Origin of the sequence: Litorihabitans aurantiacus (assembly GCF_030161595.1) — a bacterium.
GTDB lineage: Bacteria > Actinomycetota > Actinomycetes > Actinomycetales > Beutenbergiaceae > Litorihabitans > Litorihabitans aurantiacus.
Genome location: NZ_BSUM01000001.1, coordinates 3,111,458 through 3,136,780, shown reverse-complemented (window position 1 = coordinate 3,136,780; position 25,323 = coordinate 3,111,458). Strand labels below are relative to the sequence as shown.

General features: G+C 73.0%; 24 protein-coding genes and 3 pseudogenes. 11 read left to right on the top strand and 16 right to left on the bottom strand.

Annotation, left to right across the window (positions count from 1 at the left end; translation table 11 throughout):
- Positions 1-188: 188 nt before the first annotated feature.
- Complete coding sequence (locus tag QQK22_RS14970; RefSeq protein WP_284251757.1) at positions 189-929, top strand: hypothetical protein; 741 nt, start codon at positions 189-191, stop codon at positions 927-929.
- A gap of 234 nt (positions 930-1,163) precedes the next feature.
- Here the strand turns inward: QQK22_RS14970 and QQK22_RS14965 are convergent, their stop codons facing one another.
- Together QQK22_RS14965 and QQK22_RS14960 are read right to left on the bottom strand one after the other, a co-directional pair.
- Complete coding sequence (locus QQK22_RS14965) at positions 1,164-2,258, bottom strand: inositol-3-phosphate synthase (RefSeq protein WP_284252779.1); 1,095 nt, start codon at positions 2,256-2,258, stop codon at positions 1,164-1,166.
- A 387-nt stretch (positions 2,259-2,645) separates the two neighbouring features.
- Positions 2,646-2,885 (bottom strand): annotated as a pseudogene (locus tag QQK22_RS14960) (PadR family transcriptional regulator); the annotation flags it as partial.
- Positions 2,886-3,212: 327 nt separating this feature from the next.
- Between QQK22_RS14960 and QQK22_RS14955 the strand changes: the two are divergent.
- From QQK22_RS14955 to QQK22_RS14930, 6 genes are all read left to right on the top strand, one after another.
- Complete coding sequence (locus QQK22_RS14955; protein ID WP_284251756.1) at positions 3,213-5,693, top strand: penicillin-binding protein; 2,481 nt, start codon at positions 3,213-3,215, stop codon at positions 5,691-5,693.
- 135 nt (positions 5,694-5,828) lie between these two features.
- Positions 5,829-6,119, top strand: coding sequence for a 30S ribosomal protein S6 (gene rpsF, locus QQK22_RS14950; RefSeq protein ID WP_284251754.1), 291 nt, complete (start codon positions 5,829-5,831; stop codon positions 6,117-6,119).
- An 82-nt stretch (positions 6,120-6,201) separates the two neighbouring features.
- The gene (locus tag QQK22_RS14945) at positions 6,202-6,750 is read left to right on the top strand and encodes a single-stranded DNA-binding protein (protein WP_284251753.1); all 549 of its coding nucleotides are present in this window, start codon (positions 6,202-6,204) and stop codon (positions 6,748-6,750) included.
- A 53-nt stretch (positions 6,751-6,803) separates the two neighbouring features.
- Positions 6,804-7,043 carry a 30S ribosomal protein S18 gene (rpsR, locus tag QQK22_RS14940; protein ID WP_135849090.1) on the top strand — a complete coding sequence of 80 codons (240 nt, stop codon included), beginning with the start codon at positions 6,804-6,806 and terminating at the stop codon, positions 7,041-7,043.
- Between the two features lie 15 nt (positions 7,044-7,058).
- Entirely contained in the window at positions 7,059-7,514 is a 456-nt protein-coding gene (rplI, locus tag QQK22_RS14935) for a 50S ribosomal protein L9 (protein WP_284251752.1), read from the top strand.
- A gap of 472 nt (positions 7,515-7,986) precedes the next feature.
- Positions 7,987-8,913 carry a PDDEXK family nuclease gene (locus tag QQK22_RS14930; RefSeq protein WP_284251751.1) on the top strand — a complete coding sequence of 309 codons (927 nt, stop codon included), beginning with the start codon at positions 7,987-7,989 and terminating at the stop codon, positions 8,911-8,913.
- 138 nt (positions 8,914-9,051) lie between these two features.
- Here QQK22_RS14930 and QQK22_RS14925 read toward each other — a convergent pair whose 3' ends face one another.
- The 5 genes and pseudogenes from QQK22_RS14925 to QQK22_RS14905 form a co-directional block, all read right to left on the bottom strand.
- On the bottom strand, positions 9,052-9,585 hold the full coding sequence (locus tag QQK22_RS14925; protein WP_284251750.1) for an FtsX-like permease family protein: 534 nt from the start codon (positions 9,583-9,585) through the stop codon (positions 9,052-9,054).
- A complete protein-coding gene (locus tag QQK22_RS14920) occupies positions 9,561-10,913 on the bottom strand; it encodes an FtsX-like permease family protein (protein WP_348525653.1) in 1,353 nt (450 codons plus the stop codon). Before QQK22_RS14920 ends, QQK22_RS14925 begins: the two co-directional genes overlap by 25 nt.
- A gap of 124 nt (positions 10,914-11,037) precedes the next feature.
- Complete coding sequence (locus QQK22_RS14915; RefSeq protein WP_284251747.1) at positions 11,038-11,727, bottom strand: ABC transporter permease; 690 nt, start codon at positions 11,725-11,727, stop codon at positions 11,038-11,040.
- A pseudogene (locus QQK22_RS14910) lies at positions 11,727-12,607 on the bottom strand (ABC transporter ATP-binding protein). Before QQK22_RS14910 ends, QQK22_RS14915 begins: the two are co-directional and overlap by 1 nt.
- A gap of 166 nt (positions 12,608-12,773) precedes the next feature.
- A complete protein-coding gene (locus QQK22_RS14905) occupies positions 12,774-14,105 on the bottom strand; it encodes an MATE family efflux transporter (protein WP_284251746.1) in 1,332 nt (443 codons plus the stop codon).
- Between the two features lie 522 nt (positions 14,106-14,627).
- Here QQK22_RS14905 and dnaB point away from each other — a divergent pair.
- From dnaB to QQK22_RS14885, 4 genes are all read left to right on the top strand, one after another.
- On the top strand, positions 14,628-15,989 hold the full coding sequence (gene dnaB, locus QQK22_RS14900) for a replicative DNA helicase (protein WP_284252777.1): 1,362 nt from the start codon (positions 14,628-14,630) through the stop codon (positions 15,987-15,989).
- Positions 15,990-16,087: 98 nt separating this feature from the next.
- A complete protein-coding gene (locus tag QQK22_RS14895; RefSeq protein ID WP_284251745.1) occupies positions 16,088-16,234 on the top strand; it encodes a hypothetical protein in 147 nt (48 codons plus the stop codon).
- A gap of 64 nt (positions 16,235-16,298) precedes the next feature.
- Positions 16,299-16,850 carry a pyridoxamine 5'-phosphate oxidase family protein gene (locus QQK22_RS14890; RefSeq protein WP_284251744.1) on the top strand — a complete coding sequence of 184 codons (552 nt, stop codon included), beginning with the start codon at positions 16,299-16,301 and terminating at the stop codon, positions 16,848-16,850.
- A 37-nt stretch (positions 16,851-16,887) separates the two neighbouring features.
- Complete coding sequence (locus QQK22_RS14885; protein ID WP_284251743.1) at positions 16,888-17,229, top strand: hypothetical protein; 342 nt, start codon at positions 16,888-16,890, stop codon at positions 17,227-17,229.
- Positions 17,230-17,238: 9 nt separating this feature from the next.
- On the opposite strand, the gene QQK22_RS14880 is transcribed toward QQK22_RS14885, so the two are convergent.
- From QQK22_RS14880 to QQK22_RS14840, 9 genes and pseudogenes are all read right to left on the bottom strand, one after another.
- Positions 17,239-17,970, bottom strand: a complete 732-nt coding sequence (locus QQK22_RS14880) for a class I SAM-dependent methyltransferase (protein WP_284251742.1) — start codon at positions 17,968-17,970, stop codon at positions 17,239-17,241.
- 18 nt (positions 17,971-17,988) lie between these two features.
- Complete coding sequence (locus tag QQK22_RS14875) at positions 17,989-18,213, bottom strand: hypothetical protein (RefSeq protein WP_284251741.1); 225 nt, start codon at positions 18,211-18,213, stop codon at positions 17,989-17,991.
- 250 nt (positions 18,214-18,463) lie between these two features.
- A complete protein-coding gene (locus QQK22_RS14870) occupies positions 18,464-18,976 on the bottom strand; it encodes a DUF427 domain-containing protein (protein WP_284251740.1) in 513 nt (170 codons plus the stop codon).
- A 123-nt stretch (positions 18,977-19,099) separates the two neighbouring features.
- Complete coding sequence (locus QQK22_RS14865) at positions 19,100-19,858, bottom strand: cation efflux transmembrane domain-containing protein (protein WP_284251739.1); 759 nt, start codon at positions 19,856-19,858, stop codon at positions 19,100-19,102.
- Positions 19,855-20,187, bottom strand: a complete 333-nt coding sequence (locus QQK22_RS14860) for an ArsR/SmtB family transcription factor (RefSeq protein ID WP_284251738.1) — start codon at positions 20,185-20,187, stop codon at positions 19,855-19,857. Before QQK22_RS14860 ends, QQK22_RS14865 begins: the two co-directional genes overlap by 4 nt.
- 27 nt (positions 20,188-20,214) lie before the next feature.
- Positions 20,215-21,153 carry a GtrA family protein gene (locus QQK22_RS14855; RefSeq protein WP_284252775.1) on the bottom strand — a complete coding sequence of 313 codons (939 nt, stop codon included), beginning with the start codon at positions 21,151-21,153 and terminating at the stop codon, positions 20,215-20,217.
- 100 nt (positions 21,154-21,253) lie between these two features.
- A pseudogene (locus QQK22_RS14850) lies at positions 21,254-21,412 on the bottom strand (glycosyltransferase); the annotation flags it as partial.
- A gap of 35 nt (positions 21,413-21,447) precedes the next feature.
- A complete protein-coding gene (locus QQK22_RS14845) occupies positions 21,448-23,112 on the bottom strand; it encodes a glycosyltransferase family 39 protein (protein ID WP_284251737.1) in 1,665 nt (554 codons plus the stop codon).
- Positions 23,109-25,301, bottom strand: coding sequence for a glycosyltransferase family 2 protein (locus tag QQK22_RS14840; protein ID WP_284251736.1), 2,193 nt, complete (start codon positions 25,299-25,301; stop codon positions 23,109-23,111). Before QQK22_RS14840 ends, QQK22_RS14845 begins: the two co-directional genes overlap by 4 nt.
- Between the last annotated feature and the right edge of the window lie 22 nt (positions 25,302-25,323).

Sequence of the window (25,323 nt, the reverse complement as noted above, 5' to 3'; positions counted from 1 at the left end):
CACGTGCATGGTCGCCGGGGGTGCGGGTGCGCGATCCGTGACGAGAATGCGCTGGGCTGCCGTATCGACGCGATTCAGCAGTCACGCGCATGCTCGGCCTGAGGTGGGGCTGAGCGCTCGGGATCGATCGACGCCGTCGGGCGCCTCGATCCACCCGCCGACCACCCCGGGCGGCTAGCGTGCGGCGGGTGAGTGCTCCCGAGGACCTGCCGACGACGGTGCCGGCGCTGCTGACGACGATCTGGCGCGACGCGCTCGCGACGGTGGGGGAGCTGGAGGCCGCGCTCGCCGACGTCGGGCTGCCGACGCTGACGCGGGGCGAGCCGCCGCGCGTCGAGCTCGAGGTGCCGCTCGACGGCGTCGAGGACGTCGATGCGCTGTTGAAGCGCGTCCGCCTGGCGTGCTCCCGCGCCGTCGGGAAGGCGGTCGGGTCCGACAAGCACTGGGACCTGGGCTCCTACGACGCAGGCGTGTGCGTGGCGCGCGGGTCGCTGTGGGTGTCGCTGCACGCGAAGGTGTCGCTCGAGCAGGTGCGTGCGGCGGCCGCCGACTTCCTGGCGGGAGCCGACGGCGTGCCCTGGCTCCTCGCGCACGGGTTCGCCGACGCCGGCGCCGAGCGCAAGGAGACCGGGTTCTGGCCGCGACCGGCCGGTCTCGTGCACAGCACCTCGGCCCGGCTCTTCGATGACGGGCGGGTGCGGGCCCACTTCTTCCTCGATCCGGGTGCGCGGCCCCCGGGGGTGTCGACGAGGTCCGACGACGAGGGGTACGCGGCGTCGCTGGCCCACCTCGCGGAGGTGCTGGGCGAGCGCGACGATCCGCGGCCCTCGGCGCGGCCGGTGTGGACCCGGGGCGGTCGGCGCTTCACGTTCTACCGGATGAGCTCGCGTTCGAGGTCGGTGCTGTACGAGGAGCTCGTCACCCCGTAGCGCCCGGCGCCGCCCCGACGGGACCCGGACCCGGAACCGGAGCCGGAGCCGGGAACGAGAATGCGCGCGACTGCTGTAACGCCTCGATTCAGCAGCCACACGCATGGTCGGCGGGCGAGCGGGCGCACGCCCTGAGACGAGAATGCGCTGGGCTGCCGTATCGGTGCGATACGGCAGCCCAGCGCATGGTCGGCCCGAGGTACGGCTCGGGCCGAGGTGCGGCTCAGGCGGTTCTCAGCGCTCGACGTCGCCCGCGATGAACGCCTCGAGCTGGCGGCGCGCGGCGCCGTCCTCGATCTGCTCCGGCGGCGACTTCATGAAGTACGCCGAGGCGGAGGTGATGGGGCCACCCACACCGCGGTCCTTCGCGATCTTCGCGGCGCGCACGGCGTCGATGATGACGCCGGCCGAGTTGGGCGAGTCCCAGACCTCGAGCTTGTACTCCATGTTGAGCGGGGCGTCGCCGAACGCGCGACCCTCCATGCGGACGTAGGCCCACTTGCGGTCGTCGAGCCACGCGACGTAGTCGCTCGGGCCGATGTGGACGTTGCGGTCCTCGGTCTTGCCGGCGAACGCGGCGTCGGTGAGGTTGGAGGTGACGGCCTGCGTCTTGGAGATCTTCTTCGACTCGAGGCGGTCGCGCTCGAGCATGTTCTTGAAGTCCATGTTGCCGCCGACGTTCAGCTGGTACGTGCGGTCCAGGATGACGCCGCGGTCCTCGAACAGGCGGGCGAGCACGCGGTGCGTGATGGTCGCCCCGACCTGGGACTTGATGTCGTCACCGACGATCGGCACGCCGGCCGCGGTGAACTTGTCGGCCCACTCGGGCGTGCCGGCGATGAAGACGGGCAGGGCGTTCACGAACGCCACACCGGCGTCGATCGCGGCCTGCGCGTAGAACTTCGCGGCGTCCTCGGACCCGACGGGGAGGTAGCACACCAGCACGTCGGCCTGCGTCTCGCGCAGCACGGAGACGACGTCGACGACCTCGTCCGTGGACTCCTCGATGGTCTCGCGGTAGTACTTGCCGAGACCGTCCAGGGTCGGACCGCGCTGGACCTGCACGCCGGAGGGCGGCACGTCGGAGATCTTGATCGTGTTGTTCTCGCTGCTGACGATCGCGGCCGAGAGGTCCTGGCCGACCTTCTTGGCGTCGACGTCGAACGCGGCGACGAACTCGAGGTCCCCCACGTGGTACTCGCCGAACTGCACGTGCATGAGGCCGGGCACCTTGCTGCTCGGGTCGGCGTCCTTGTAGTACTCGACGCCCTGCACGAGCGAGCTCGCGCAGTTCCCGACGCCGGCGATCGCGACGCGGATGGAACTCATCGGTTCTCCTTCTGGGGGTGGTTCCGGCGGGGGTGATCCCGCCGGTTCGTCCGCCGCGACCGGGGGCCGCGCGGTGGTGGGTGGGGTGGTCGAGGAGGTCGCGGCGCGCTCGGTGGCGATCAGCCGCTCGAGCCAGCCGACCTCCGTGTCGAGGATCTCCAGCCCGTGGCGCTGGAGCTCCGCGGTGTAGGAGTCGCGGCGCTCGCGGTTGCGCGCGGCGGCGGCCCGGGTGGCCTCGCGCCGCTCGAGCACGCGCGTGCGCCTGCCCTCGAGGATGCGCAGCCGGGTCTGGGGGTCGGTGGCGCCGAACATCGAGAACCGGACGTCGAAGACGTCGTCGTCCCACGCCGCCGGGTCGCTCGCCGTGAGCGCCTGGGCGAGGTGCTCCTTGCCGGCGGCGGTCAGCTCGTAGCTCACGCGAGAACGCTTGCTGGCGAGCGCGTGCGGGAGGTCCGCCGTGTCGGCCGACGTGATCCAGCCGACCTGCTGCAGGGCGCGCAGCCGCGGGTAGAGCGAGCCGAAGGACAGGCTCCGGAACGGTCCGAGCGTGGCGGCGAGGCGCTTGCGCAGCTCGTAGCCGTGCAGCGGTCCGCTCGCGAGGCGACCGAGGATCGCGAGGTCCAGCACGTCGCTGCGTCTGCGCGCCACGGCTGCCACCTCTCTCGTCTCGGGGTCGATGCATCGGAACGTCACGGTCGTTCGATGTATCGCATTGATACATCGGGGCGCGGGGCGAGTCAACGCCTCCACCGCGTGCGTCGGGCCCGGGTGAGCAGGGTCACGTCGGCGGGGCGCACCTCGTGCCGGTTGTGCTGAAGTCGTGAACCCTTGCGGCGGAGTCCGCGCAACCGTCCCCAGGAGCGGCCGCCGTGTCGGTGCCGCTGGCCATACTGGAGAGGCCCGCGACGCGTCGGTCGGCGCCGCGGGTCCCCGTGCCGAGAAGGAGACGCCCCCGTGGCAGCGAGCAAGCCCCCGTCCAGGAAGCCGACCCCGTCGGTCACGCGCACCTCGGTGCGCGGCGCGAAGGCGGGCACGGGCGCGAAGGCGGGCACGAGCGCGAAGGGAGCCGCCCGCCGCCGTCGCCGGCCGGTGCGGAAGAAGGGCTGGAACTACCCGCGCGCCGGCCTCGGTCCGGTGCGCCGCTGGCTGCCCAGCTGGCGCGTGCTGCTCGCGACCTTCGCGACGGGCGTGGCCGCCGTCGTCGGGCTGTTCGCGGTCGCCTACGCGACCACCGACGTGCCGGAGCCGACCGAGCTCGCCGTCGCCGAGGGCTCGACCATCTACTTCTCCGACGGCACGACCCCGATCGGGGAGATCGCCGAGGTCGACCGGACCATCATCGACACCACGACGCTGCCGGCGCACGTGGGTGACGCCGTCGTCGCCTCCGAGGACCGGCGCTTCTACTCCAACGCGGGCATCGACCCGATCGGTATCGCGCGGGCGCTGTGGAACAACCTGCGCGGCAACGACCGGCAGGGCGCCTCGACACTGACGCAGCAGTACGTCGAGAACTACTACCTCGGCCGCACCACCGACTACGTGGGCAAGTTCCGCGAGGCGATCCTGGCCGTGAAGGTCGAGCAGGAGCTCGACAAGTCGCAGATCCTCGACGCCTACATGAACACGATCTACTACGGGCGCGGCGCGTACGGCGTCGAGGCCGCGTCCCAGGCGTACTTCGGCAAGCCCGCGGCCGAGATGACGCTGTCGGACTCCGCCATGCTCGCCGGCATCATCCCGGCGCCGAGCGCCTGGGATCCGGCCGTCTCGCCCGAGCAGGCGGAGGCGCGCTGGAACCGCACGCTCGACTTCATGGAGAGCGACGGCACGATCACCGCGGACGAGCGCGCGGCGCAGACGTTCCCCGCCGTTGTCGACAGCGCCCGGCCCGACACCTACGGCGGGACGAACGGCTACCTGCTCCAGATGGCGGTCGCCGAGCTCACCACGGGTGAGGACGCGCCGTTCACCGAGGACGAGCTGAACCGCCTCGGCCTCCAGGTGGTCACGACGTTCGACGCCGGGATGCAGGCCGCCGCCGTCGAGACCATCGAGAACGAGCTGCCCGACGACCACGCCGAGGGGCTGCGCGCCACGCTCGTCTCGATCGACCCGGCCACGGGCGGGGTGCGCGCGTTGTACGGCGGGCGGGACTTCCTGACGGAGTCGCTCAACCGCGCGACCCAGGCGGTCTACCAGGGCGGTTCGACGTTCAAGCCGTTCGCGCTCGTGGCCGCGCTCGAGGAGGGCATGACGCTCGAGCAGCGGTACGACAGCTACACGGGGATGGACGTGGACGGCTACGTCGTCAACAACTACGACCGGCGCGACCGCGGGCGGATCGACCTCGTCGAGGCGACGGTGGACTCGGTCAACTCGCCCTACGTGCAGCTCAACCGCGACATCAGCGAGGGCGGCGAACCCGGGCAGAAGCTCGTCGACACCGCGGTCAAGCTCGGCCTCCCGGCCGACACCTCCGGCCTCGTGCCCGTGCTCTCCAACGTGCTCGGCAACGCGTCGCCGCACGCGATCGACATGGCCACGGTGTTCGCCACCTTCGCGGCACAGGGGGAGAAGCGCCCCACGCACGTCATCGACCGCGTGCTGCAGGACGGCGTGATCGTCCACCAGGGGGACACGACGGCGGAGCGCGTCATCGAGCCGCAGGTCGCCGCCGACGCGACGTACGCCATGACGCAGGTGGTGCAGCGCGGGTCGGGTGAGACCGCGAGCGAGCTCGGGCGTCCCGCCGCCGGCAAGACCGGCTCGTCGAACGAGTACAAGGGCGTCTCCTTCGCCGGCTACGTGCCGCAGCTGGCGACGGTCGTCGCGATGTACCAGACGGGACCGGACGGCACGGAGGACCCCATCACGCCGTTCGGCGGCTACAGCGTCGTCGCGGGCGGCACGGTGCCGACCGACCTGTGGACGAGCTACATGGAGAAGGCCACGGAGGGGATGGAGGTGCTCGAGTTCCCGGCGCGCAGCGCGCCCGTGCGGCCGACGCCCACCCCGACCCCGACGCCCACGCAGACCGAGCCCGAGACCGTCGACGTCCCGGCGGTGGCCGGGCTGGGCGAGGGCGAGGCGCGGGCCGCGCTCGAGGCGGCGGGCTTCGCCGTCGCGACCAGGAACGAGGAGTCCGACGACGTCGCCGCCGGTCAGGTGATCCGGAGCGAGCCCGGGGGTGGGCAGGCCGCGGTGGGCTCGACGGTGACGATCGTCGTCTCGACGGGGCCGGCTGCCGAGCCGGAGCCCACGGAGGAGCCGGAGCCGGAGCCGGAGCCCACCCAGGAGCCGACTCCGGAGCCGACTCAGGAACCGACCCAGGAGCCGACGACCGCTCCGCCGTCGCCGTCGCCCACACCCACGCCGCAGCCGACCCCGACGCCGGCACCCTCGCCCACACCTGCGCCGTCGCCGACCTCCTGAGGGCGCTGCGCCCTGGTACGATCTGACGTCCGCGTGCTCACCACCCCGACCCGGGGCGATGGCGCACGGACCAACGCATCACCCTCCTGTCACGGAGAGTCCGTGACCGTCCAGACCAGAGGAGGTGGGTATCGAATGCGTCAGTACGAGTTGATGTTGATCCTCGACCCCGAGGTCGACGAGCGCACCGTCGCTCCGTCGCTCGAGAAGTTCCTTTCCGTGATCACGACCGGTGGTGGCTCCGTCGACAAGGTCGACATCTGGGGCAAGCGCCGTCTCGCGTTCGAGATCTCCAAGCGCGCCGAGGGCATCTACGCCGTCGTCAACATGACGGCCACGCCCGAGCTCGCCCAGGAGCTCGACCGCCAGCTCGGCCTCAACGAGGCCGTCCTGCGCACCAAGCTGCTGCGTCCCGACGCTCACTGAGCCACCGGCTCGCCGAGCGACGCTCACCGCGACGCCCTGCGCGCCACCGCACGTCTGACACTTCACACCTCCAGGAGCATCCATGGCAGGCGAGACCGTCATCACCGTGATCGGCAACCTCACGGCTGACCCCGAGCTGCGCTTCACGCCCAGCGGCGCGGCAGTCGCGAACTTCACGATCGCGTCCACGCCCCGCACGTTCGACCGTCAGAGCAACGAGTGGAAGGACGGCGACACGCTGTTCATGCGCTGCTCGATCTGGCGCGAGGCCGCGGAGAACGTGGCGGAGTCCCTCACCAAGGGAACCCGCGTGGTGGCCACCGGCCGCCTGGTCCAGCGCTCCTACGAGACCCGTGAGGGTGAGAAGCGCACCGTCGTCGAGCTCCAGGTCGACGAGATCGGCCCCTCGCTGCGGTACGCCACGGCCAAGGTCACCCGCGCCCAGCGCGGTGGCGGCGGCGGTGGCGGCTTCTCCGGTGGGGGCGGCGGCGGTTACAGCGGCGGCGGCAACGGTGGCGGCTACGGCGAGCAGTCGGGAGGTTCGCGGGGCGGTTCGGGCGGTGGCTCGAACAACGACGACCCGTGGGCCTCGGGTGGCTCCAGCTCCTACTCGGACGAGCCCCCGTTCTAGACATCACCGGTCCTGGCGCCCTCGCGCCGGACTGATCACCGAAGGAGAAAATCATGGCGAAGCCCGTCCTTCGCAAGCCGAAGAAGAAGGTCAGCCCGCTCAAGAGCGTCAAGCTCGAGGGTGCGGTCGACTACAAGGACACCGTTCTGCTGCGCAAGTTCATCTCGGACCGCGGCAAGATCCGCGCGCGCCGCGTGACCGGTGTCTCCGTGCAGGACCAGCGCAAGATCGCCCGGGCAGTGAAGAACGCCCGCGAGATGGCTCTGCTCCCCTACTCGAGCTCCGCTCGCTGATCAGGAGAGAAGACCATGGCAAAGCTGATCCTCACGCACGAGGTGACCGGTCTGGGTGCGCCCGGCGACGTCGTCGAGGTCAAGGACGGGTACGCCCGTAACTACCTCGTCCCCCGCGGTCTGGCCACCGGCTGGACCAAGGGTGCCGCCAAGGAGGTCGAGGCGATCCGCGCCGCGCGCGCCAAGCGTGCGCACGCGACGGTCGAGGCCGCCTCGGCGGTCCGCGACTCGCTCGAGTCGAAGACCTTCTCCGTCCCCGCGCGCTCCGGCGCCGGCGGCCGTCTCTTCGGTGCGGTCACGACCAAGGACATCGCCGACGCCGTCAAGGCGTCCGGTGGCCCCGCCGTCGACCGCCGCAAGATCGAGGCGAAGGGTCACATCAAGACCCTCGGCAAGCACCAGGTCGTCGTGCACCTGCACGACGAGGTCGCCGCGAAGGTGACCGTGGAGGTCGTCGCCGCGCGCGACTGACCTCCGGCTGCGCCCCCGCGGGGCGCACCGCCCGCAGCGGCCCGGCTCCCGACGTGGAGCCGGGCCGCTACGCGTCCCGGCCTCGGCGCCTCGGGGCCTCGGTCCGCGGGTCGCTCATCCGTGACGCTGGTCGCCGAGAATGCGTGTGACTGCCGTATCGCGTCGATAGGGCAGTCGTGTGCATGCTCGCCGATGGGTCGGGAGGGCGACCATGCAGGTGACTGCTGAACGCGGCGAATTCAGTTGTGCCACGCATGTTCGCCGACGGGCACGGGAGGGCCGGGCGACGATCGCGTTGTCCTTCCGGCTCGACGGTGGGCGCGGGTGAGCGAGTCTGCCGGCGTCGAGAGAGGTCGTTCAGTCCTCGTCGAGTGCGTACTCCGACTGTCCCCAGAGCTGCGCTGCGTCACTTGATTGCGCGTGCCTGTGGACGACGGCGGTTGCACCGGTCAGTCGGCGGCACAGTTCCATCATGGGACGCCACCTCGCTCCGCTCACCCCGACTCTCGCCGCGCTGGCGCGCGCCCAGTGCGGACTTCTGACGGTGCACCAGTGCGAGGTGGGACATCTCGACCACCGCGCCCGCCGCCGACGGTTGGACCAGGGCGTCTGGTCGCAGCCGTCACCGGGCGTGCTCGACGTCGAGCCCTACCTCGAGAGGACCATCGCCGAGCGCGAGCGGCGAGAGGTGGAGATCGCGCTGCTCGCGTCGGGTGACGGGGCTGTCGCGGTCGGTCTCGCTGCCCTACGCCTCCACGGCTGCTGGGCGCTGCCACGCATCTGGCGCGCTCGAGCGGTGCGGCGGAGTCGTCGGCGAGGTCGCGGTGGTGCGCAGAACGACCACTTCGCGGTCACGACGGCCGGTGGAAGACTGGCGGCGGTGGTGCTGGACGCCGTCGTGCAGGCACTGCCGCACCTCGACCGGTTGCACCTCGTGGCCGTTCTCGACTGGGCGCTGAACCGGGGCCATCTCCGATCGGTCGACGAGCTCGTGGTCCGCGCGGCCGGTCATCGCGGCGTCGCCCGGTTGCGGGAGTGGGGCGTGCTCGCCGACGGGCGGGCCGAGTCCTTCCTGGAGACGTGGGCACGCCTCCAGTGCGTCGACGCGGGCATTCCACCGACCACCTTGCAGCTCCCGTTGCTCGACGTCGACGGCAGCGTCCGCGCACGTGGTGATCTCGCCTGGCGGCTGCCGGACGGACGATGGCTCGTCGTCGAGATCGACGGGGTGAGCATCCACGACCGCCCGACGTCGAGCCGCCTCGACCGCCGACGGCAGAACTGGATGGTGGGGGAGCGGACGGTCGTCCTCCGCTACGACGCCGAAGATCTCCGGCGCGGACTGCTCCCGCTCGAGGTGCGACGGACGATGCGAGCACTCACCAGGGCCGCCGCGTGACCGTCTGCGCGGCCAGCAATACCGCCGTCGGGGATACGACCATGCGCCTGACTGCTGAATCGAGCCGGTTCGGCAGTCAGGCGCATTCTCGGTTCCGGGTGGGCCGTCGAGTCGAGACCGACCATGCGGGTGACTGCTCTATCGCGCTGATAGAGCAGCCACCCGCATTCTCAGCTGTGGGTGGGGCCGGTACCGGGCAGGCCGGCCGGGCTGGTAACGGGCGGGTCGGCCGCGCCTGTGAGGCGCTTGCCCCTCAGTCGGCGGCGAGGGCCGCCACCGGGGGATGCGGGCCGCGCCGCGGGCCGGAAGGACCGAGGCGAGCACGCCCGCCGTCACGGCCACCGCGAGGACCGCCAGCACCGCGCCCCACGGGACCGTCAGCGCGGAGAGCCCCATCCCCGTCGTCGAGCCCAGCATCAGGAACGCCCCGATCCAGCCGTAGAGGAGTCCCAGCACCAGACCGACCACCGCGCCGACGACGGCGAGCAGCACCCCCTCGATCGCGAGCGTCGAGCGCAGCTGGCGCCGGGTCAGGCCGAGCGCGCGCAGCAGCGCGTTCTCGCGCCGCCGCTCGAGGACCGACAGCGACAGCGTGTTCGCCACCCCGATGAGCGCGATCACGACGGCGACGCCCAGCAGCCCGATGATCACGGCCAGCAGCGCGTCGAGCACCTGCGTGAAGCCGGCCTTCTCGATCGCTCCGCCGGAGACCTGGGGGCCGCGGCGTCGGTCCCCGCGGTCGTCTCGCTGACGGCGTCCCGGATCGCCGACGCCGCCGCGACCGGGTCCGCGCCGTCGGCCAGGGCGATCCACAGCGACTCGGCGGGCGAGTCGATGTCGAGACCCGCCGCGACCTGCGGCGAGACCAGCACGGAGTAGTCCGGCAGACCGGGCAGGTACGCGCCGTCGAGCGACGTGCCGTCCGCCAGCGTCACCGGACCGTCGGCGTCGAGCAGGTACCCGTCCGCCAGCACCGTCGACCCGTCCCAGTCGGACGGAGCGGTCGCGAGCACCTCACCGATCCGAGCGGGATCGGCCACGAACACGGTGGCGATCGCGGACCGGTTCGGCGTGGTGACGTCCAGCTGCCCGCCCGTGACGAGGAGGGTTGCGGCGACGCCGTCGACGTCGCTCACCGCGTCCACCGTCGCGGGGGACAGGCTGTCGGCACCCACCACGACGTCGATCGCGAACTGCTCGTCGAGCTCGCGCCCCATCTGCTCGCGCGCCATCGCGGCACCGGTCGACATCATGGTGACGAGCGCGACGCCGACCAGCAGCGCCGTCGCGGTCGACGTGACACGGCGGGGGTTGCGCACCGCGTTCGTCGCGGCCAGCCGGCCCGGGGCCCCGCCCACCCGTGCGGCCAGGCGACCGATGACGCGGCCGAGGGCCGGGACGATCGTGATCGCCGCCATCACGACGCCGACGATCGAGACGATCCCGCCGAGCACGCCCGCCAGGAGCGTCAGCTCGAACGTCCCGCCGCCCTCCCCGGAGGCGAGCGACAGGGCGAGCGCGCCCACCATGAGCGCGAGCCCGCCACCCGTGAGGATCCAGCCGATGATCGGCCGCAGGCGCCTGCTGCGCTCGCTGACCACCGCGTCGACCGGACGCATCGCGGCGAGCGGCGCCACCGACGTCGCCAGCCTGGACGCGCCGCTGGCGGAGACGACCGTGACGAGGATCCCGACCACGAGCGGGACCAGGATGGTCGCGACGTCGATCGGCACCGTCGTCGGCGCGGGGACGCCCTCGGCCCGGCGACCGATCACGCTGAGCGCGACCTGGCCGATGCCCAGACCCACGCCGATCCCCGCGAGCGAGGCCACGACACCGAGCACGAGCGCCTCCAGGCGCACCGACCGGCGCACCTGCGCCTTGGTCGCGCCGACGCACCGCAGCAGCGCGAGCGTCCGGGTCCGCTGGGCGACCAGGACCGTGAACGTGTTCGCGATGACGATGCCGGCCACCGCCATCGCGACGGCCGCGAACGCCAGGATGAGGCCGCGGAAGATCTGGACGCCCCCGTGAGCTCCGCCGCCACGTCGGCCGCGTGCTGCTGCGCGGTGACGACCGTGGTGCCGTCACCCCCTGCGGCGGCGTCCGGGACGACGTCGGCGATCACCTGCGCGACGGCGTCGCGCACGGCGGCGGGATCGGCGCCGTCGTCGACCGTGAGGGTGAGGAGGAGTAGCTGGCCTCGCCGTCGGCGGCGCGCCACCGGGTCAGGTCGGCCTGGTCGGCCAGTCCGGACGGCATCCCGAAACCGAAGCCCGTACCGTCCGCGAGGAGGCCGACCACCGTGACCGGCTCGGTGACGCGCTCCGACGAGCTGCCGTCCGCCGACCACACCGTCGAGACGAGGTCGACGCTCCCGCCGATCTCCACGCCGAGGCGGTCCGCCGTCCCGGTGGGGAGGGCGATCTCGCCGGGTGCCGACGGCGCGGCGCCCTCGAGCAGCGTCGTGTTCCCGAGCCGGTCGTCCGCGGCCGGCGGGTTGAGCATCAGCACCTCCTGGCCCGACGCCGTCGCGACCTCCCGGAACGTGTTGGTCCACGCCTGGGACGCGGCGACGCCGTCGACCGCCGCGATGGCGTCGCGCGAGGCGTCGTCGAGGGCGTAGGAGCTCGAGGAGACGACGAGGTCGGGGTCACCGGTCTGCGCCGTCGCGGCGGCCAGCGCCGTCTGCTCCACCGCGTTCGTCGTGACGAACGTGGCCGTGATGAATCCCGTGCCGAGGGCGATCGCGATCCCGACGGCGATCAGCTTGCCGACGTTGCGGCGCATCTGCGCCCAGGTGAGCCGCCACATCAGCGGACCTCGGCGCGCTGCGCGGGTGCGGGAGGGGCGCCGACCCCGCGCGACGGCGTGGACGCGGGTGAGGCGAGCGAGGCGTGGCGGAGGCGGTCGAGCTCGGCCTGCACGACCTCGGGGGTGGGGCGCGCGACGTCGCCCGCGATGCGACCGTCGGCGACGAGCACGGCACGGTCGGCGTAGGCGGCGGCCTGGGCGTCGTGCGTGACCATCACGACGGTCTGGCCCAGCTCGCGCACGGACGTGCGCAGGAACTCGAGCACCTCGGCGCCGCTGCGCGAGTCGAGGTTGCCGGTGGGTTCGTCGGCGAAGACCACGTCGGGCCGCGTCAGGAGCGCGCGGGCGATCGCGACGCGCTGCTGCTGGCCCCCGACAGCTCGCTCGGCCGGTGCGTGAGGCGCTGGCGCAGACCGAGGGTGTCGACGAGGCGGTCGAACCACGAGCGGACGTCGGTGGTCGCGCGCACGCCGGCGAGCTCGAGCGGCAGCAGGATGTTCTGCTCGGCCGTGAACATCGGCAGCAGGTTGAAGGACTGGAAGACGAAGCCGACGCGCTGCCGGCGCAGACGGGTGAGCGCGTCGTCGCCCAGGGCGGTGAGCTCCGTGTCGCCGAGGAACACCTGGCCGGCGCTCGCGGCGTCGAGCCCGGCGAGGAGGTGCAGGAGGGTGGACTTGCCGGAGCCGGAGGCACCCATGATGGCGGTGAACTCGCCGCGGGCGAAGGCGACGTCGACGCCGTCGAGCGCGTGGACCTGGGCGTCGCCGCGTCCGTAGGTCTTGCGGAGGCCGACGCCCCTGACAGCAGGGACGGCGGGGGCTGCGGGCGTGCCGGGAGCGGGTGAGGAGGGGGTGGGGGCGCCTGGCGCGGATGTGGTCATGCCTCGACGCTAGGGACGGCGACCGCGCGCGAGATCGGCCCGGGGTCGCGACGTCGTGTCCCCCCGCGGGTGGACGGGGTCCGGTGGGGGTGCGCCCGTGGGATCGGCGCGTGCGCCGTCAGCGGGGACGCGACGGCGGGGCTGGGACGGCGGCGCTCGGCGCGGCTCAGCGCGCGCCGAGCACCAGCCAGCGCTCCCCGCGCGAGCGCAGCCCGGTCGCCGCGCCGCGCGCGAGCATGAAGACGACACCGAACGCGACCCACAGCCACACGACGGCGGCGCTCCCGCCGCGTGGCGCGAGCTGCTGCACGGCCGCGACGAACGGGAGGTAGGCCACCAGGCTCACGACGCCGGCCCAGGCGAGGAAGGGGCCGTCACCCGCGCCGATGAGGACGCCGTCGAGCACGAAGACGAGGCCGGCCAGCGGCATCGCGACCGCGATCACGAGGATGCCGGCGGTCGCGGCGCGGCGGACGTCGCCGTCGGGCGTGAAGGCGGCGGCGAGGGGGACGGCGAGCGCGGCGAGCACGACGCCGAGCGCGGCTCCCGCACCCGCGCCCCACTGCAGCGTGCGGCGGAGCACGGCGCGGGCGCTCGCCCGGTCGCTCGCGCCGAGCGACCGGCCCACGAGGGCCTGCGCGGCGATCGCGAGCGCGTCGAGCGCGAAGGCGGCGAAGCCCCACAGCGAGTTGACGATCTGGTGGGCGGCGAGCGGGACGTCGCCGAGCGTCGCTGCGGTGGCGACGGTCAGGAGGACGGCGATGCGCAGGGTGAGGGTGCGCAGGAACAGGGGTGCGCCGTCGCGCAGGCCCTGGCCGAGACCGCCGAGGGAGGGAGCGAGCGGGACGCCGCGAGCGCGGGCGCCACGGACCACCACGCGCGCGAGGACGAGCGCCATCGCGATCTGGACGATCGCCGTCCCGGCCCCGGACCCGCCGATGCCCCAGCCGAAGCCGTAGATGAACAGGGCGTTGAGGGCGGCGTTCGCGACGGCGCCGACACCCGCCACCACGAGCGGCGTGCGCGTGTCGAGCATGCCGCGCAGGACGCCGGTGGCGGCGAGGACCACGAGCATGCCGGGGAGTCCGGGCAGGCTGGTGCGGAGGTAGGTGACACCGTGGGTGTGCACCTCGCCCGTGCCGCCGAGCGCGCCGATCGCCCAGGGGGCGAGCAGGATGCCGAGGGCGGCGACGGCGAGCCCGACGGCGAGCGCGAGCCACATCCCGTCGATCCCGGACGCCAGGGCGCGGCGCTCCTGGCCGGCGCCGAGCAGCCGGCCGACGCTCGCGGTGGTGGCGTAGGCGAGGAAGACGAAGAGCCCGACGGCGGTGATCAGCAGCGTCGAGGCGAGGGTGAGGCCGGCGAGCTCGGCGGTGCCGAGGTGGCCGACCATCGCCGAGTCGACGAGGACGAAGAGGGGTTCGGCCACGAGCGCGCCGAGGGCGGGGACCGCGAGCGCGAGGATGCGGCGGTCGAGGGTGGGCTCGCGTTCTGGCACTTCGCCAGGGTGTCACGGGGGTCCGACAGCGCGCCTGAGCGTCCGCGCGGCGGTGGGGACGGCGGTGGCGACGAGCTGCGGTCATCCCCAGGCGACCCTCTCGGCGTGTCGGATCAGCGAGTTTTACGCACACGTGCGCCGGACGGATCCCCACAGGCCGAATCGTTGCAATCTCGGCATTCTGGGAGCGTTGTCCCCAGGTTGTCCACACCTGTGGGGACAGAGCCGGTGTGTCGTCCACACGCAAGTCCCGGCGTTGTCCCCACCCGGTCCACAGGTTGTCCACACCCCGCCGAGAACGCCGGATGTGTCAACTCGACCCGGGGGCCGAGGTCGGCGGTACACGCGCGCGGTGCGCACGTACGGTGGGCGCGGCCCGAGGGTCGTCGCGGCCGTGCTCTGCCGGACGGCGGCGTCTCGGGCAGACCTGGGGACGCGCCGTCGGCCGATGTCGGTGGCGGGGTGTGCACTCGGGCCAGGGCGAGAGAGAGGACCACGGTGACCACCACCGACGACGTCGACATGCGGGCGCTGAGCTCGCTCAACGAGCGCACCCCGCCGCAGGACGAGCGCGCGGAGCAGAGCGTGCTCGGCGGCATGATGCTCAGCAAGGACGCGGTGGCCGACGTCATCGAGGTCATCCGCTCGGCCGACTTCTACCGCCCCGCGCACGAGATGGTCTACGAGGCCGTGGTGGACCTGTACGGGCGGGGGCAGCCGACCGACGTCGTCGCGGTCGCGGACGAGCTGACCAAGCGGGGCGAGCTCGGGCGCGTGGGCGGCCACGGCTACCTGCACACGCTGATCTCGTCGGTGCCGACGGCGGCGAACGCGGGCTTCTACGCCGGGATCGTGCGCGAGCGAGCGGTGCTGCGCAAGCTCGTCGAGGCCGGCACGCGCATCGTGCAGCTCGGCTACGCCCAGGAGGGCGGCGACGTCGAGGACCTCGTCAACTCGGCGCAGTCCGAGATCTACGCGGTCTCGGAGCGGCGCACGAGCGAGGACTACAAGCCGATCCGCGACATCATCAACGGCACGGTCGAGGAGATCGAGCACGCGGTCTCGCGCGACGGCAACCTCGTGGGCGTGCCGACCGGGTTCGCGGAGTTCGACAAGCTCACCAACGGTCTCCACCCGGGCCAGATGATCGTGCTCGCGGCGCGCCCCGCCATGGGCAAGTCGACGATGGCGCTGGACATCGTGCGCTCGGCCGCGATCAAGCACGGTCAGGCCGCGGCGGTGTTCTCCCTGGAGATGAGCGCGAGCGAGATCGTCATGAGGATGATCTCGGCCGAGGCGCAGGTGCCGCTGCAGCGGCTGCGCCAGGGCCCGATGGACGATCGGGACTGGCAGAAGCTCGCCTCCACGGTGAGCGCGATCTCGGACGCGCCGGTCTTCATCGACGACTCCCCGAACATGTCGCTCATGGAGATCCGGGCGAAGTGCCGCCGGCTGAAGCAGCGCCACAACCTCAAGCTCGTGGTGATCGACTACCTGCAGCTGATGAGCTCGGGCAAGCGCGTGGAGTCGCGCCAGCAGGAGGTCTCGGAGTTCTCGCGCGCGATCAAGCTGCTGGCGAAGGAGCTCGAGGTGCCGGTGATCGCGGTGTCGCAGCTGAACCGTGGTGCGGAGCAGCGCACGGACAAGCGGCCGCAGGTGTCCGACCTTCGCGAAAGTGGATCGATCGAGCAGGACGCCGACATGGTGGTGCTGCTGCACCGGGATGAGGCCTACGACCGCGAGTCGCCCAGGAAGGGTGAGGCCGACTTCATCGTGGCCAAGCACCGCAACGGTCCGACTGACACCATCGTCGTGGCGTTCCAGGGGCATTACGCGCGCTTCGTCGACATGGCGCCGGAGTCCGGGGGTGGCGGGGCCTGGTAGCGGAGTTGCGCTGGCCGGGTGTGAGGTGATCGCGCGCACCCATAGCGACAGGCCGCCCGCTACCCTCCGACCACAACCACGACCCAGGAGGACCCGACGTGAGAGTTCGCCTCGAGGGCCCCTCGGACTACGCGGCCTTCGCCCTCCTCCTGCTCGTGAGCGCCGCCGTCGCCATCCTCGTGGTGGGAACGGTGCTCACCTGGCTCGGTCGCCTGCTGGCGGCGCTGGGGGGCCTGCTCAGCTGACGTCAGGGCAGGGATTCGACCCTCCCCCGGCCCGCGACGACGCAGCCTCGCTACCCTCGAGTCCATGGGCAAGGTCTTCCCCGCCATCGACGAGTCCCTGCGCGCCTGGATCCACCAGCAGCCGATGTGGTTCCTGGCCACGGCCCCGCTCGCGGGCGACGGGTTCGTCAACGTCTCCCCGCGCGGCGGCGACTCCTTCTCCGTGCTCGGCCCACACCGCGTGGCCTGGGTCGACTTCACCGGCAGCGGTGCCGAGACGATCGCCCACCTGCGCGAGAACGGCCGCATCTGCGTCATGTTCAGCTCGTTCGACGACCGCCCGCGCATCGTCCGCCTGCACGGCCGCGGCGAGGTGCACCTCCCCGGCAGCCCCGCCTTCGACGAGGTCGCGGCGCTCCACCCCGACAACCCGAGCACGCGTGCCGTCGTCACGGTCGACGTGGAGCGCGTGAGCGACGCCTGCGGGTGGGGCGTCCCGGTCATGGACGTGCGCACCCCGGAGCGCGACCTCATCCGGCGCTACGCCGAGAACAAGGGTGCGGACGGCATCCAGCGCTACCGCGACGAGAAGAACACCCGCAGCCTCGACGGGCTCCCCGCCCTCGGACCCTCCTGACCGACACCCGCCCCCCTCACGACGCCCGGAGGTCCCCGTGCCCGTCCGTCTCGACCGGCCGCGCCGGCTCACCGCCATCACCTACCGCCTGCACGACGCCCCCGACTTCACGACCAGCAAGGGCGGCTACCTCGTGCGGCCGTCGAGCTGCGAGGTGAAGTGGTTCAACGGGGCGATCGGCAAGATCGAGGTGAGCGGCAACGTCGTCTCGCGCAAGACCGGGCTCGTCGGCGACCGCCCCGCCAGCGAGACGTTCATGATCCACGCCGCGGACGACGGCGAGGAGGTCAGCGCCGACCAGGCGTTCGACGGGCCGGCGTTCGTCATCGAGATCTTCGAGGCGGCCTCCGCCCTCGTGAACGGTGATCCGGACGTCTGAGGACCGCACCTAGCGCGCGGCGCGCACGACGGCGAGTCGCTGGACCTCACGCCAGGTGGTGAGGCCGACGACCTCCGCCCCGGCGACGCCGGTCGCGACGTCGAGCGCGTGCGTGATCTCGTCGTCGTGGCGCGGGCGGGCGCCGAGATCCCTGACGGTGCCGGCGAGCGCGCTGACACCGATCCGTCGCGCTCTCGCCTGCAGGCGGGAGAGCCAGCGCCGACCCGATGCGCGCTCGGCGCGCCACACGGTCGCCGGAGCGAGTGCATCGACCGGCCAGGCGAGCACGAGGGTGCCGCCGGGCCGCAGCACGCGCAGCGCCTCGGTGATCACAGCGACCGCGTCGGGATGGAACTGCAGCAGGTTCGCACTGACGACGGCGTCGACCGAGTCGCTCGGGATCGGAACGGCGGCGGCGTCGGCGTGGAGGGCCTCGTCGATCCGGCCGCGCTCCAGCGCGCGCTCGAGCATGGGGATCGACGTGTCTGCTCCGAGCCAGACCGGGTGGGGGCGATCGCTGCCGGGGCCGACCCTGAGGTCGCTGTCGACGGCTCGAACGGGACCTGGGTCACCCTCGGGTCGCGGCCGGGCGAGGAGCCCGGTGCCGCACCCGAGGTCGAGGATCCGCCCGGCGCTCGCGACCTCCGCGTGGATGCGCGCCCGGAGGGCGTCGATCAGGGGAGAGTCCCAGATCGGGTCGTACTGCTGGGCGTAGATGCGCCAGAACGTCTCGGCACGCACGGCGTGATGCGCCGGCTGCTACCAGATGACGATCTTGCGGAACGGCAGGAACTTGCTCGGGACGATGAGGTAGGCACCGTAGGCGAGGAGGAGGCCGGCCCACCAGGCGTCGGCGCCGACGAGGACGAAGATGAGGATTCCGATGAGGACCAGGATGCCGCCCCAGATCTGAGCCAGCACCTGCTTGACGCCGTTGGTCGCGCGGTTGGAGGCCTCCAGGTAGCTTCCCGCGGCGTCGCTCACGCGGTTGAGCCGTGCGGCCGTCTGGCTCTCCCGGACCGGCTGACCCTGCGGGTGGGGCTGCTGGTACGGCTGGCCCTGCGGTGCCTGCGAGGAGGGCTGAGTCGGTTCGGCCGGGGGAGGAACTCGGGGTTCTGGTTCGACATGGCGTTCTCCACTGACCTTCAGGTGTCGTTCCGGTGGCGGCCCGCCGCGGAATCAGAGGAACGCTATCGGCCCGAGCGCGTGGCTGTGTGAACGAGTGTGTGAACGCTCACCACCCCATGGTCCCGGGGTCACCCTTGAAGGGCCCGACGACGTCGTCCGTCACCCAGCCGCCGTAGAAGCCGCCGGGCTGGGGGCGGACCCGTTCGCCGTCGACGAAGCACTCCAGGGTGCGCGCGTACACGGCGACGTGGTCGGTGATCGGCACGAAGTCGGACGTGGGGCGCGGGTAGCTCCATCCCTCGCCCGGCAGGACGTGCCCGTCGGGGAGCACGACGTCCCAGTAGACGGCGGCGCCCTTCCACTCGCAGACCGACGCTCGTCCACCGGCCGGGGCGAGCACTCCTGGGGCGAAGGAGTCAGCGGGGAGGTACCAGGTCGGGGGATGGCTCGTCTCCAGCACCCGGTAGGCGTCGCTGGTGCCGGCGAGCAGGACGTCGCCGGACCGGATCTCGACACGCTTGGTCGAGTGCTCCAGCGATGGGGGGCGCGGGTAGTCCCAGACGGACTCCTGCCCGGGGCCGGGTTCGAGACGCAGGGGATGACCTCGACGCAGTGACATGCCCTCCATCATGCTCCGGGGGTCACCCGGGCGGAGGATCGGTGCACCCGGGGGTGCTCGTACCCGTCCGTCCCGTCAGCGAGACGTCGATCATCCACGCCGCGGACGACGGCGAGGCGGCCGTCACCGCGACGAGCAGCAGGTGTCCCCGCACCCGCACGGCGTCACGGGGACGGCCGCGAACCTGGGCGGGGCGGCCGATCCGACGAGAGCCTCCTCCGATTCGGCTGCCCGGGTCATCACGGCGACGGGGGTGCAGCACGCGTCGCCCCGCCACGCCCGGACACCCTCGCGCACGGCGAAACCCGCGATCACGACGGCGGCGACGGCGTCGGCCCACCACCATCCGAGCGCACTGTTCAGCACCAGCCCCAGGAGCAGGACGGCCGACAGGTAGGAGCACACGAGGGTCTGGCGCGAGTCCGCCACGGCCGACGCCGAGCCGAGCTCCCGGCCGGTGCGCCGCTCGAACCAGGACAGCCCCGGCATGATCGCCAGCGACACCGCCGCCAGCACGATGCCCACGCCCGAGTGCTCGGCCGCATGGCCGCCGAGCAGCGTGCGCGAGGCGTCCACCGTGACGACGAGTGCGAGCCCGAGGAACGAGAGCGCGATGACGCGCATCGCGACCCGCTCGCGCGTGTGCGGGTCGCGGGCCGAGAACTGCCAGGCGACGGCCGCGGCCGAGAGCACCTCGACGATCGAGTCCAGACCGAAGGCGATCAGCGCGCTCGAGCTCGCCGCCGCGCCGGCGGCGAGGGCGATGACCGCCTCGACGACGTTGTAGGTGATCGTCGCGCCCACCACCCAGCGGATGCGTCGCTCCAGCGTGCGGCGACGGTCGCCGTCGGGCCGCCCGAGCAGCGGGGACGCCGTGCTCACCTCGTGCACGTGCAGTCGTCACCGCAGCACGTCGGGTCGACGGCCAGCGTCAGGTCGAGGAGGCCGTTCAGCGCGGTGGCGAGGCGGGGGTCGGCCAACCGGTACCAGGTGCGCCGGCCGTCCGGTGTCGCCGTCACGAGACCGCAGCCCCGCAGGCACGCGAGCTGGTTCGACATGACCTGGCGCGAGACCCCGAGCGCGTCGGCGAGGTCCGAGGGGTAGGCCGGGGACTCCCGCAGGGCGAGGAGGACACGGGTCCGGGTGCTGTCGGAGAGGGCGTACCCGAGACGGGTCACGGCGTCGGCGTGGGTCAGTTCGGCAGTGGGCACAGCGAAAGAGTACAGCGGATCATGTATTCATAGAACCCTGGATCGAGGGACGGCACGTGAACGGCGGTTGATCGCCGCCCGGGTCGCGGCCGGCGGTACGGCGGCACGCACCAGCGGGCTGGACGGCCGGGTGCGTCGTGGCCGGTAGACCACCCGGGCGTGGAACACGAACCGGGCCACGAACGCGACGGCGAGGGTCACCGCCTGCGCGGGCACGCTCGCCACCCCCGCGACGTCGACCAGCGCCCACAGCACCGGCAGCCGCAGCGCCGCCTCGGCCGCGTTGAACAGGAACGACGCCGCGAACCGGCGCCGGAGCGGGCGACCCTCGTCCCGCAGGTCGCGGAAGACCAGCAGCTCCTGTGCCACGAAGTTCCCCACGATGGTGACCAGCGCCGCCACCACCGCGCCCACGAGGTAGGGGACGCCGACCGCGATGAGCAGCGCCATGATCGCGAGGTTGACCACGGTCCCGGCGGCCCCGATCAGCGCGAACCGTGACATCCGACCGAACCGGAGCCGCGCGACGTGCCGCAGGAACCGCACGCCCTGGTCCAGCGTCGCCTTCGACTCCCCGGCCAGTCGCTCGCCGAACACGAACGGCTCCTCGACCACGGCCAGGTCCTGCCGTGCGAGCATCTCGAGCAGGATCTTGAAGCCCTCCGGGCGCAGCGCGTCGACGTCGATCGCCTCGCGGTCGAGCGCGAAGAACCCCGTCATCGGATCGGTGCAGTCGCGCAGCCGCCGCGGGAATATCGCGCGCGTGAGGGCGATGGCACCGCTCGAGACGATCCGCCGTCGCGCGTCCGCGAGTCCGTCGCTGCTGCCGCCGGCGATGCGCCGCGAGGCCACGACGACGTCGGCCCCGAGCGTCCGCCCCGTCTCGAGCAGCACCCCCACCATCTCCGGCGGGTGCTGCAGGTCGCCGTCCATCACCACGCACCACCGGTGCGCGGCCGCGCTCAGCCCCGCAACGACGGCCCCGCTCAGCCCCCACGGCCTGGTCGCGGTGCAGCAGCCGGACCGGCACCGCGGCGCTCGCGGCGACCTCGCGGATCACCCGGGGCGTGTCGTCGGTGGAGTCGTCGACGAAGAGGATCTCCGACCCCGGCGGCACGGCGACGGACAGCCTCCGCACCAGCTCCGCGACGTTCGGGGCCTCGTTGAAGGTGGGGACGACGACCGTCGCGGGCCCGGAGACCGAGGTCGCCGCCGCCGTCGCCATCCCATCGCGCCCAACCGCCGCCGACCGACGCGCGCTCACGACCGCACCTGCCGCTCGAGCGCCGACGGCGTGACCCGGTGCACGCTCCACGCGCCGAACGTCGCCACCACCTCCGAGCTCTCCAGCGCGCTGCCGACGTCCGCCAGCGCCAGGTTGTCGATGTTGGGTCGAGTCGTCGGACCCTCGAGGATCCACTCGACCGACCGCCACCCGTCGGGGTGCGCCGCCTCGAACGCGCTGTCGCGATCGACCTTCTCCAGCGCGATGACGTTCCACGGCCCCCCGCGACCCTGCTCCTGCACCGCGCTCCAGGCGGAGAAGGGGACCACGACGTCGTCGCTCGCCGGTACGTGCGTCTCGACCCACGCGACCGCCTCGCGGAAGTCGTCGTTGGCCCGCGCTGTCGCGAGCGGTCGCACCTCCGCGCGCCACGACGGCGCCACCGCCGCGCCGAGGGCCGCGATCGTCGCGACGGCGACCCCCGCCGTCGCGATGCGCCACCCCCGCCCCGCGGTGACCCGCGCGCGCACCGGTGAGGTGAGGGCACCCCACACCCGTGCGGCACCCGCCCCCGCGGCGATCGCGAGGAACGGCAGCGTCCCGACGACGTACATCCCCGGCAGGTAGCCGGTCATCGCGATCATCGGCAGCGCGAGGCACGCCAGCGCCACGGGGAGCCACCGGGTGCGCGCGGCGGTGAGGCAGGCGATGGCGCCGAGCACCCCGGCGACCACCAGCAGCGGGCTCTGCCCGACCCAGCCGATCACCAGGGCGTGCCGGTCGGTCGCGCCGTCCCAGAAGGATCCCGACGTGCTGCGGTCGGCGAGCTGGAACTCCAGACCTTCCTGGAGCGACACGTGACCGTCACCCGCGAGCAGTTCGGTCCGCAGCAGCGCCATCAGGGGGAAGACGGTCACCACGAGCGAGGCGGCGGTGAGGAACGCGGTCAGCGAGAACGACCGGCCGCGCCACCGTCCGCCGGCCAGCAGCGCCACCAGCACCGCGGGTCCGAGCGCGAGCGAGGTGAGCTTCGTGAGGACCGCGACGCCGAGCGCGGCCCCGGCGCCCGCGTGCGCCCAGAGCGCCCGCCGCGGCGACAGCGCGAGCCAGACCGCGAGCAGCAGCCACGGCGTCGCGACGTTGTCGAGGAAGACCTGGCGGCCCAGGGTCAGGGCGAGGGGCGAGGTCAGCAGGAGCGCCACCGCGACGAGGGCGATCGTCCGCGGCGCGGCGAGCCGTCGCAGCACCAGCAGCACCAGTAGCGCCGTGACCGCCAGCAGGAGACCCGCCACCGCCCGCATGAGCGCGAGCTCGGAGCCGTCGCCGATCCCCAGCGCGCGCGGGATCGCGGCGAGGGCGGCGAGCTGGAACCAGCCCAGCGGCGGGTGGTCGTACCAGTAGGTGTAGGGCCCGAACCCGCCGGAGGCCGCCGCGGCGGCCTGCGCCGCGTAGGTGCCCTCGTCGTCCTGGAACGCGGTCGCGTCGGTCACGTTCCAGAGCCCGACGGCGAGCGCGACCGCGAACGTGACCGCGGCGGTCACGCGGTCGGCCGTGAGGAGGTCGCGGGCGCTCCGCCGCGGCGCGGGCTCCGCCGTCGTGCCCGCACGCGGTGCCGGCGCGGCCGCCGGGGGCGTCGGGAGCTGCGGCAGCGGTACCGCCCTGCCCGGGCGGGGCCGGCGGACCAGCGTCCCGGCGCTCATGCGGCCACCGCCGTCTGCTCCGGCGTGAGGTGACGACCGGCGTGTGCCGTCTTCTCCCACGTCAGGTCGCCGCGCCGGAAGCGGACGTAGGCCCGGATCGTGGCGTAGGCGAGCAGCAGCTGGAACGGGACGGTCGTGACGACGAGGACGAGGTAGTCCCGCACCCCCAGGCGGAGTCCGTGGTCGCGGCCGAGCTCGCGCAGCATGCACGCCTCCATGGCGACCGTCGCGACCGTCACGGCGAGCGGGACGAACGTGAGGAGAGCGACGCCGAGGGGAACCGCGCCCCAGATCGCGAGCCCGACGGACACCGGCACGAGGATCCCGGTGATCGCGACGAGGTGCTGCTGCACGAGGGTCCACCGGGCGGCGAGGCGGGCGCCCCGGGTGGGGAGCTGGCGCCAGACGCCCTTGCGCAGCACCTGGAAGAACCCGAGCGCCCACCGCGTGCGCTGCTTGACGAAGGCCGTGACGTCCCCGGGCGTCTCCTCGCGCGTCGCGAGCTCGGGGCAGTAGGCGACACGCACCCGGTGGCCCAGGCTCGACAGGCGCACGCCGAGCTCGCAGTCCTCCGCCAGGCACCGCGCGTCCCACCCGCCGAGCGCCACGAGGAGCTCGCGGCGCACGAACACGGTCGTCCCGCCGAGCGGGATGAAGCCCACGCGCTCCTGCAGGTGCAGCCGCGAGGAGAACCAGATGAAGTACTCCAGGCAGTTGCGCAGCGCGAACCACGAGTCGCGGTGGTTCACGAGCTGGACCGCTCCCTGGACGGCGTCCGCCCCGGTGGCGCGGAAGGCGCCGTCGACCGAGCGCAGGAGGTCCGGCGCGGCGAGCGACTCGGCGTCGAAGACCCCCACGACGTCGCCGCGACACATCCGCAGGGCGGTGTTGAGCTGGTGCGGCTTGCTCTTGTGCAGGGCGCGGTCCACGCTCACGCGGACGTGGTGCGGGTGCTCGGCCCGCAGCCGTTCCGCGGTGGCGCGTGTGTCCGGATCGTCGTGCCCGACCGAGATGATGATCTCGAGGCGCCGGTGCGTCTGCGCCAGGAGCCGGCCGACCGTGGCGCGCACGACCTCCTCCCTCTCGTGGCGGCAGGGGACGATCACCGAGAACGTCAGGCTGGCCTCGCCCGGGGCGGTCGGGAAGGCGGTGCGGGAGCGCGCGCCGGGGTCCCACCAGGCGTAGGTGGCCATCACCAGGGTGCTGAGCGCGAGCACCAGCAGGGTCAGGGCGACAGCCGTCAGGGCGAGCGAGGTCACGGCCATGGGGCTCTCCTTCCGAGGAGCGGGGATCAGGGGTCGCTGCAGGGCGCGCGCGGGCGCACGCGGATGGACGCGGGCAGGAGGCAGCCGCGCGCCGAGGGGCGCGGGTCGGTGCGGTGCGGAGTCGGGGGTCGACGACGGCGGCGCGGGGACCTCGGGTGCGGGTCGACGGCGCCAGTCGAGTCGGACCGCCCGGGGGTCGTCAGGCGGGGGCGCAGGCGATGCGGTCGCCGTCGGGATCGAGGCCGAGCGGGTCGAGCGGTTCGGGGGCTGGGCGTCGCGGACCGCGATGCCGTCGGGGAAGAGCTGGAGCAGCTCGGCGCAGCTCCACGGGTGCGGCATCGAGTCGAGGTCCATCCCGGCCGCGACCATCTCGGCGGCGTGCTCGGCCATGCTCGGTGGGACGATGGGCAGGCACTCGCCCGCCTCGCCGTAGGCCGGGTGGCACCCGCCCAGCGAGGCGGCGGAGGACAGGACCTCGGACGGGTCGACGGCGCCGCGTGGCGCACCGAGACCCTCCGCCCCGCGGCGCTCCTCACCGGCGGGCTCTCCCGCGGCCTGCGCCAGCGTCGTGCCCGTGCTGGCCACGAGCGGGCTGTCGGACTGCGGGACGTCGGGCTCCTCGACGGTGATCGCGGCGCCCTCACTCGTACCGGCCACGGGCGGTGCGGGGCTCTCCGACGCGCCCGCGTCGGTGTCTGCGGTGTCGTCACCGGCGTCGACGAGGGGGTCGGCAGGGTCAGCCGTCGCACCCGGTGTGGTCGCGGCGTCCGACGCCGTCCCGTCCGGTACCGCGTCTCCGCCCCCGTCACCGGCTGAACCGTGCTCACCGTGGGCGACGCCGGTGGCGGTCGCCTCCGCGGGCTCAGCCGCCGGCCACTGGTTCACGAGGACGGTCGCCACCGCCGCGAGGGCCACGATCGGCACGACGGCGAGCAGCCGCGAGCGG

Coding starts and splice junctions, on each gene's coding strand:
- QQK22_RS14965 (WP_284252779.1), bottom strand. CDS start 2,258: ATGAGTTCCATCCGCGTCGCGATCGCCGGCGTCGGGAACTGCGCGAGC.
- rpsF (WP_284251754.1), top strand. CDS start 5,829: ATGCGTCAGTACGAGTTGATGTTGATCCTCGACCCCGAGGTCGACGAG.
- QQK22_RS14945 (WP_284251753.1), top strand. CDS start 6,202: ATGGCAGGCGAGACCGTCATCACCGTGATCGGCAACCTCACGGCTGAC.
- rpsR (WP_135849090.1), top strand. CDS start 6,804: ATGGCGAAGCCCGTCCTTCGCAAGCCGAAGAAGAAGGTCAGCCCGCTC.
- rplI (WP_284251752.1), top strand. CDS start 7,059: ATGGCAAAGCTGATCCTCACGCACGAGGTGACCGGTCTGGGTGCGCCC.
- QQK22_RS14930 (WP_284251751.1), top strand. CDS start 7,987: ATGGGACGCCACCTCGCTCCGCTCACCCCGACTCTCGCCGCGCTGGCG.
- QQK22_RS14915 (WP_284251747.1), bottom strand. CDS start 11,727: ATGTGGCGGCTCACCTGGGCGCAGATGCGCCGCAACGTCGGCAAGCTG.
- dnaB (WP_284252777.1), top strand. CDS start 14,628: ATGCGGGCGCTGAGCTCGCTCAACGAGCGCACCCCGCCGCAGGACGAG.
- QQK22_RS14890 (WP_284251744.1), top strand. CDS start 16,299: ATGGGCAAGGTCTTCCCCGCCATCGACGAGTCCCTGCGCGCCTGGATC.
- QQK22_RS14870 (WP_284251740.1), bottom strand. CDS start 18,976: ATGTCACTGCGTCGAGGTCATCCCCTGCGTCTCGAACCCGGCCCCGGG.
- QQK22_RS14845 (WP_284251737.1), bottom strand. CDS start 23,112: ATGAGCGCCGGGACGCTGGTCCGCCGGCCCCGCCCGGGCAGGGCGGTA.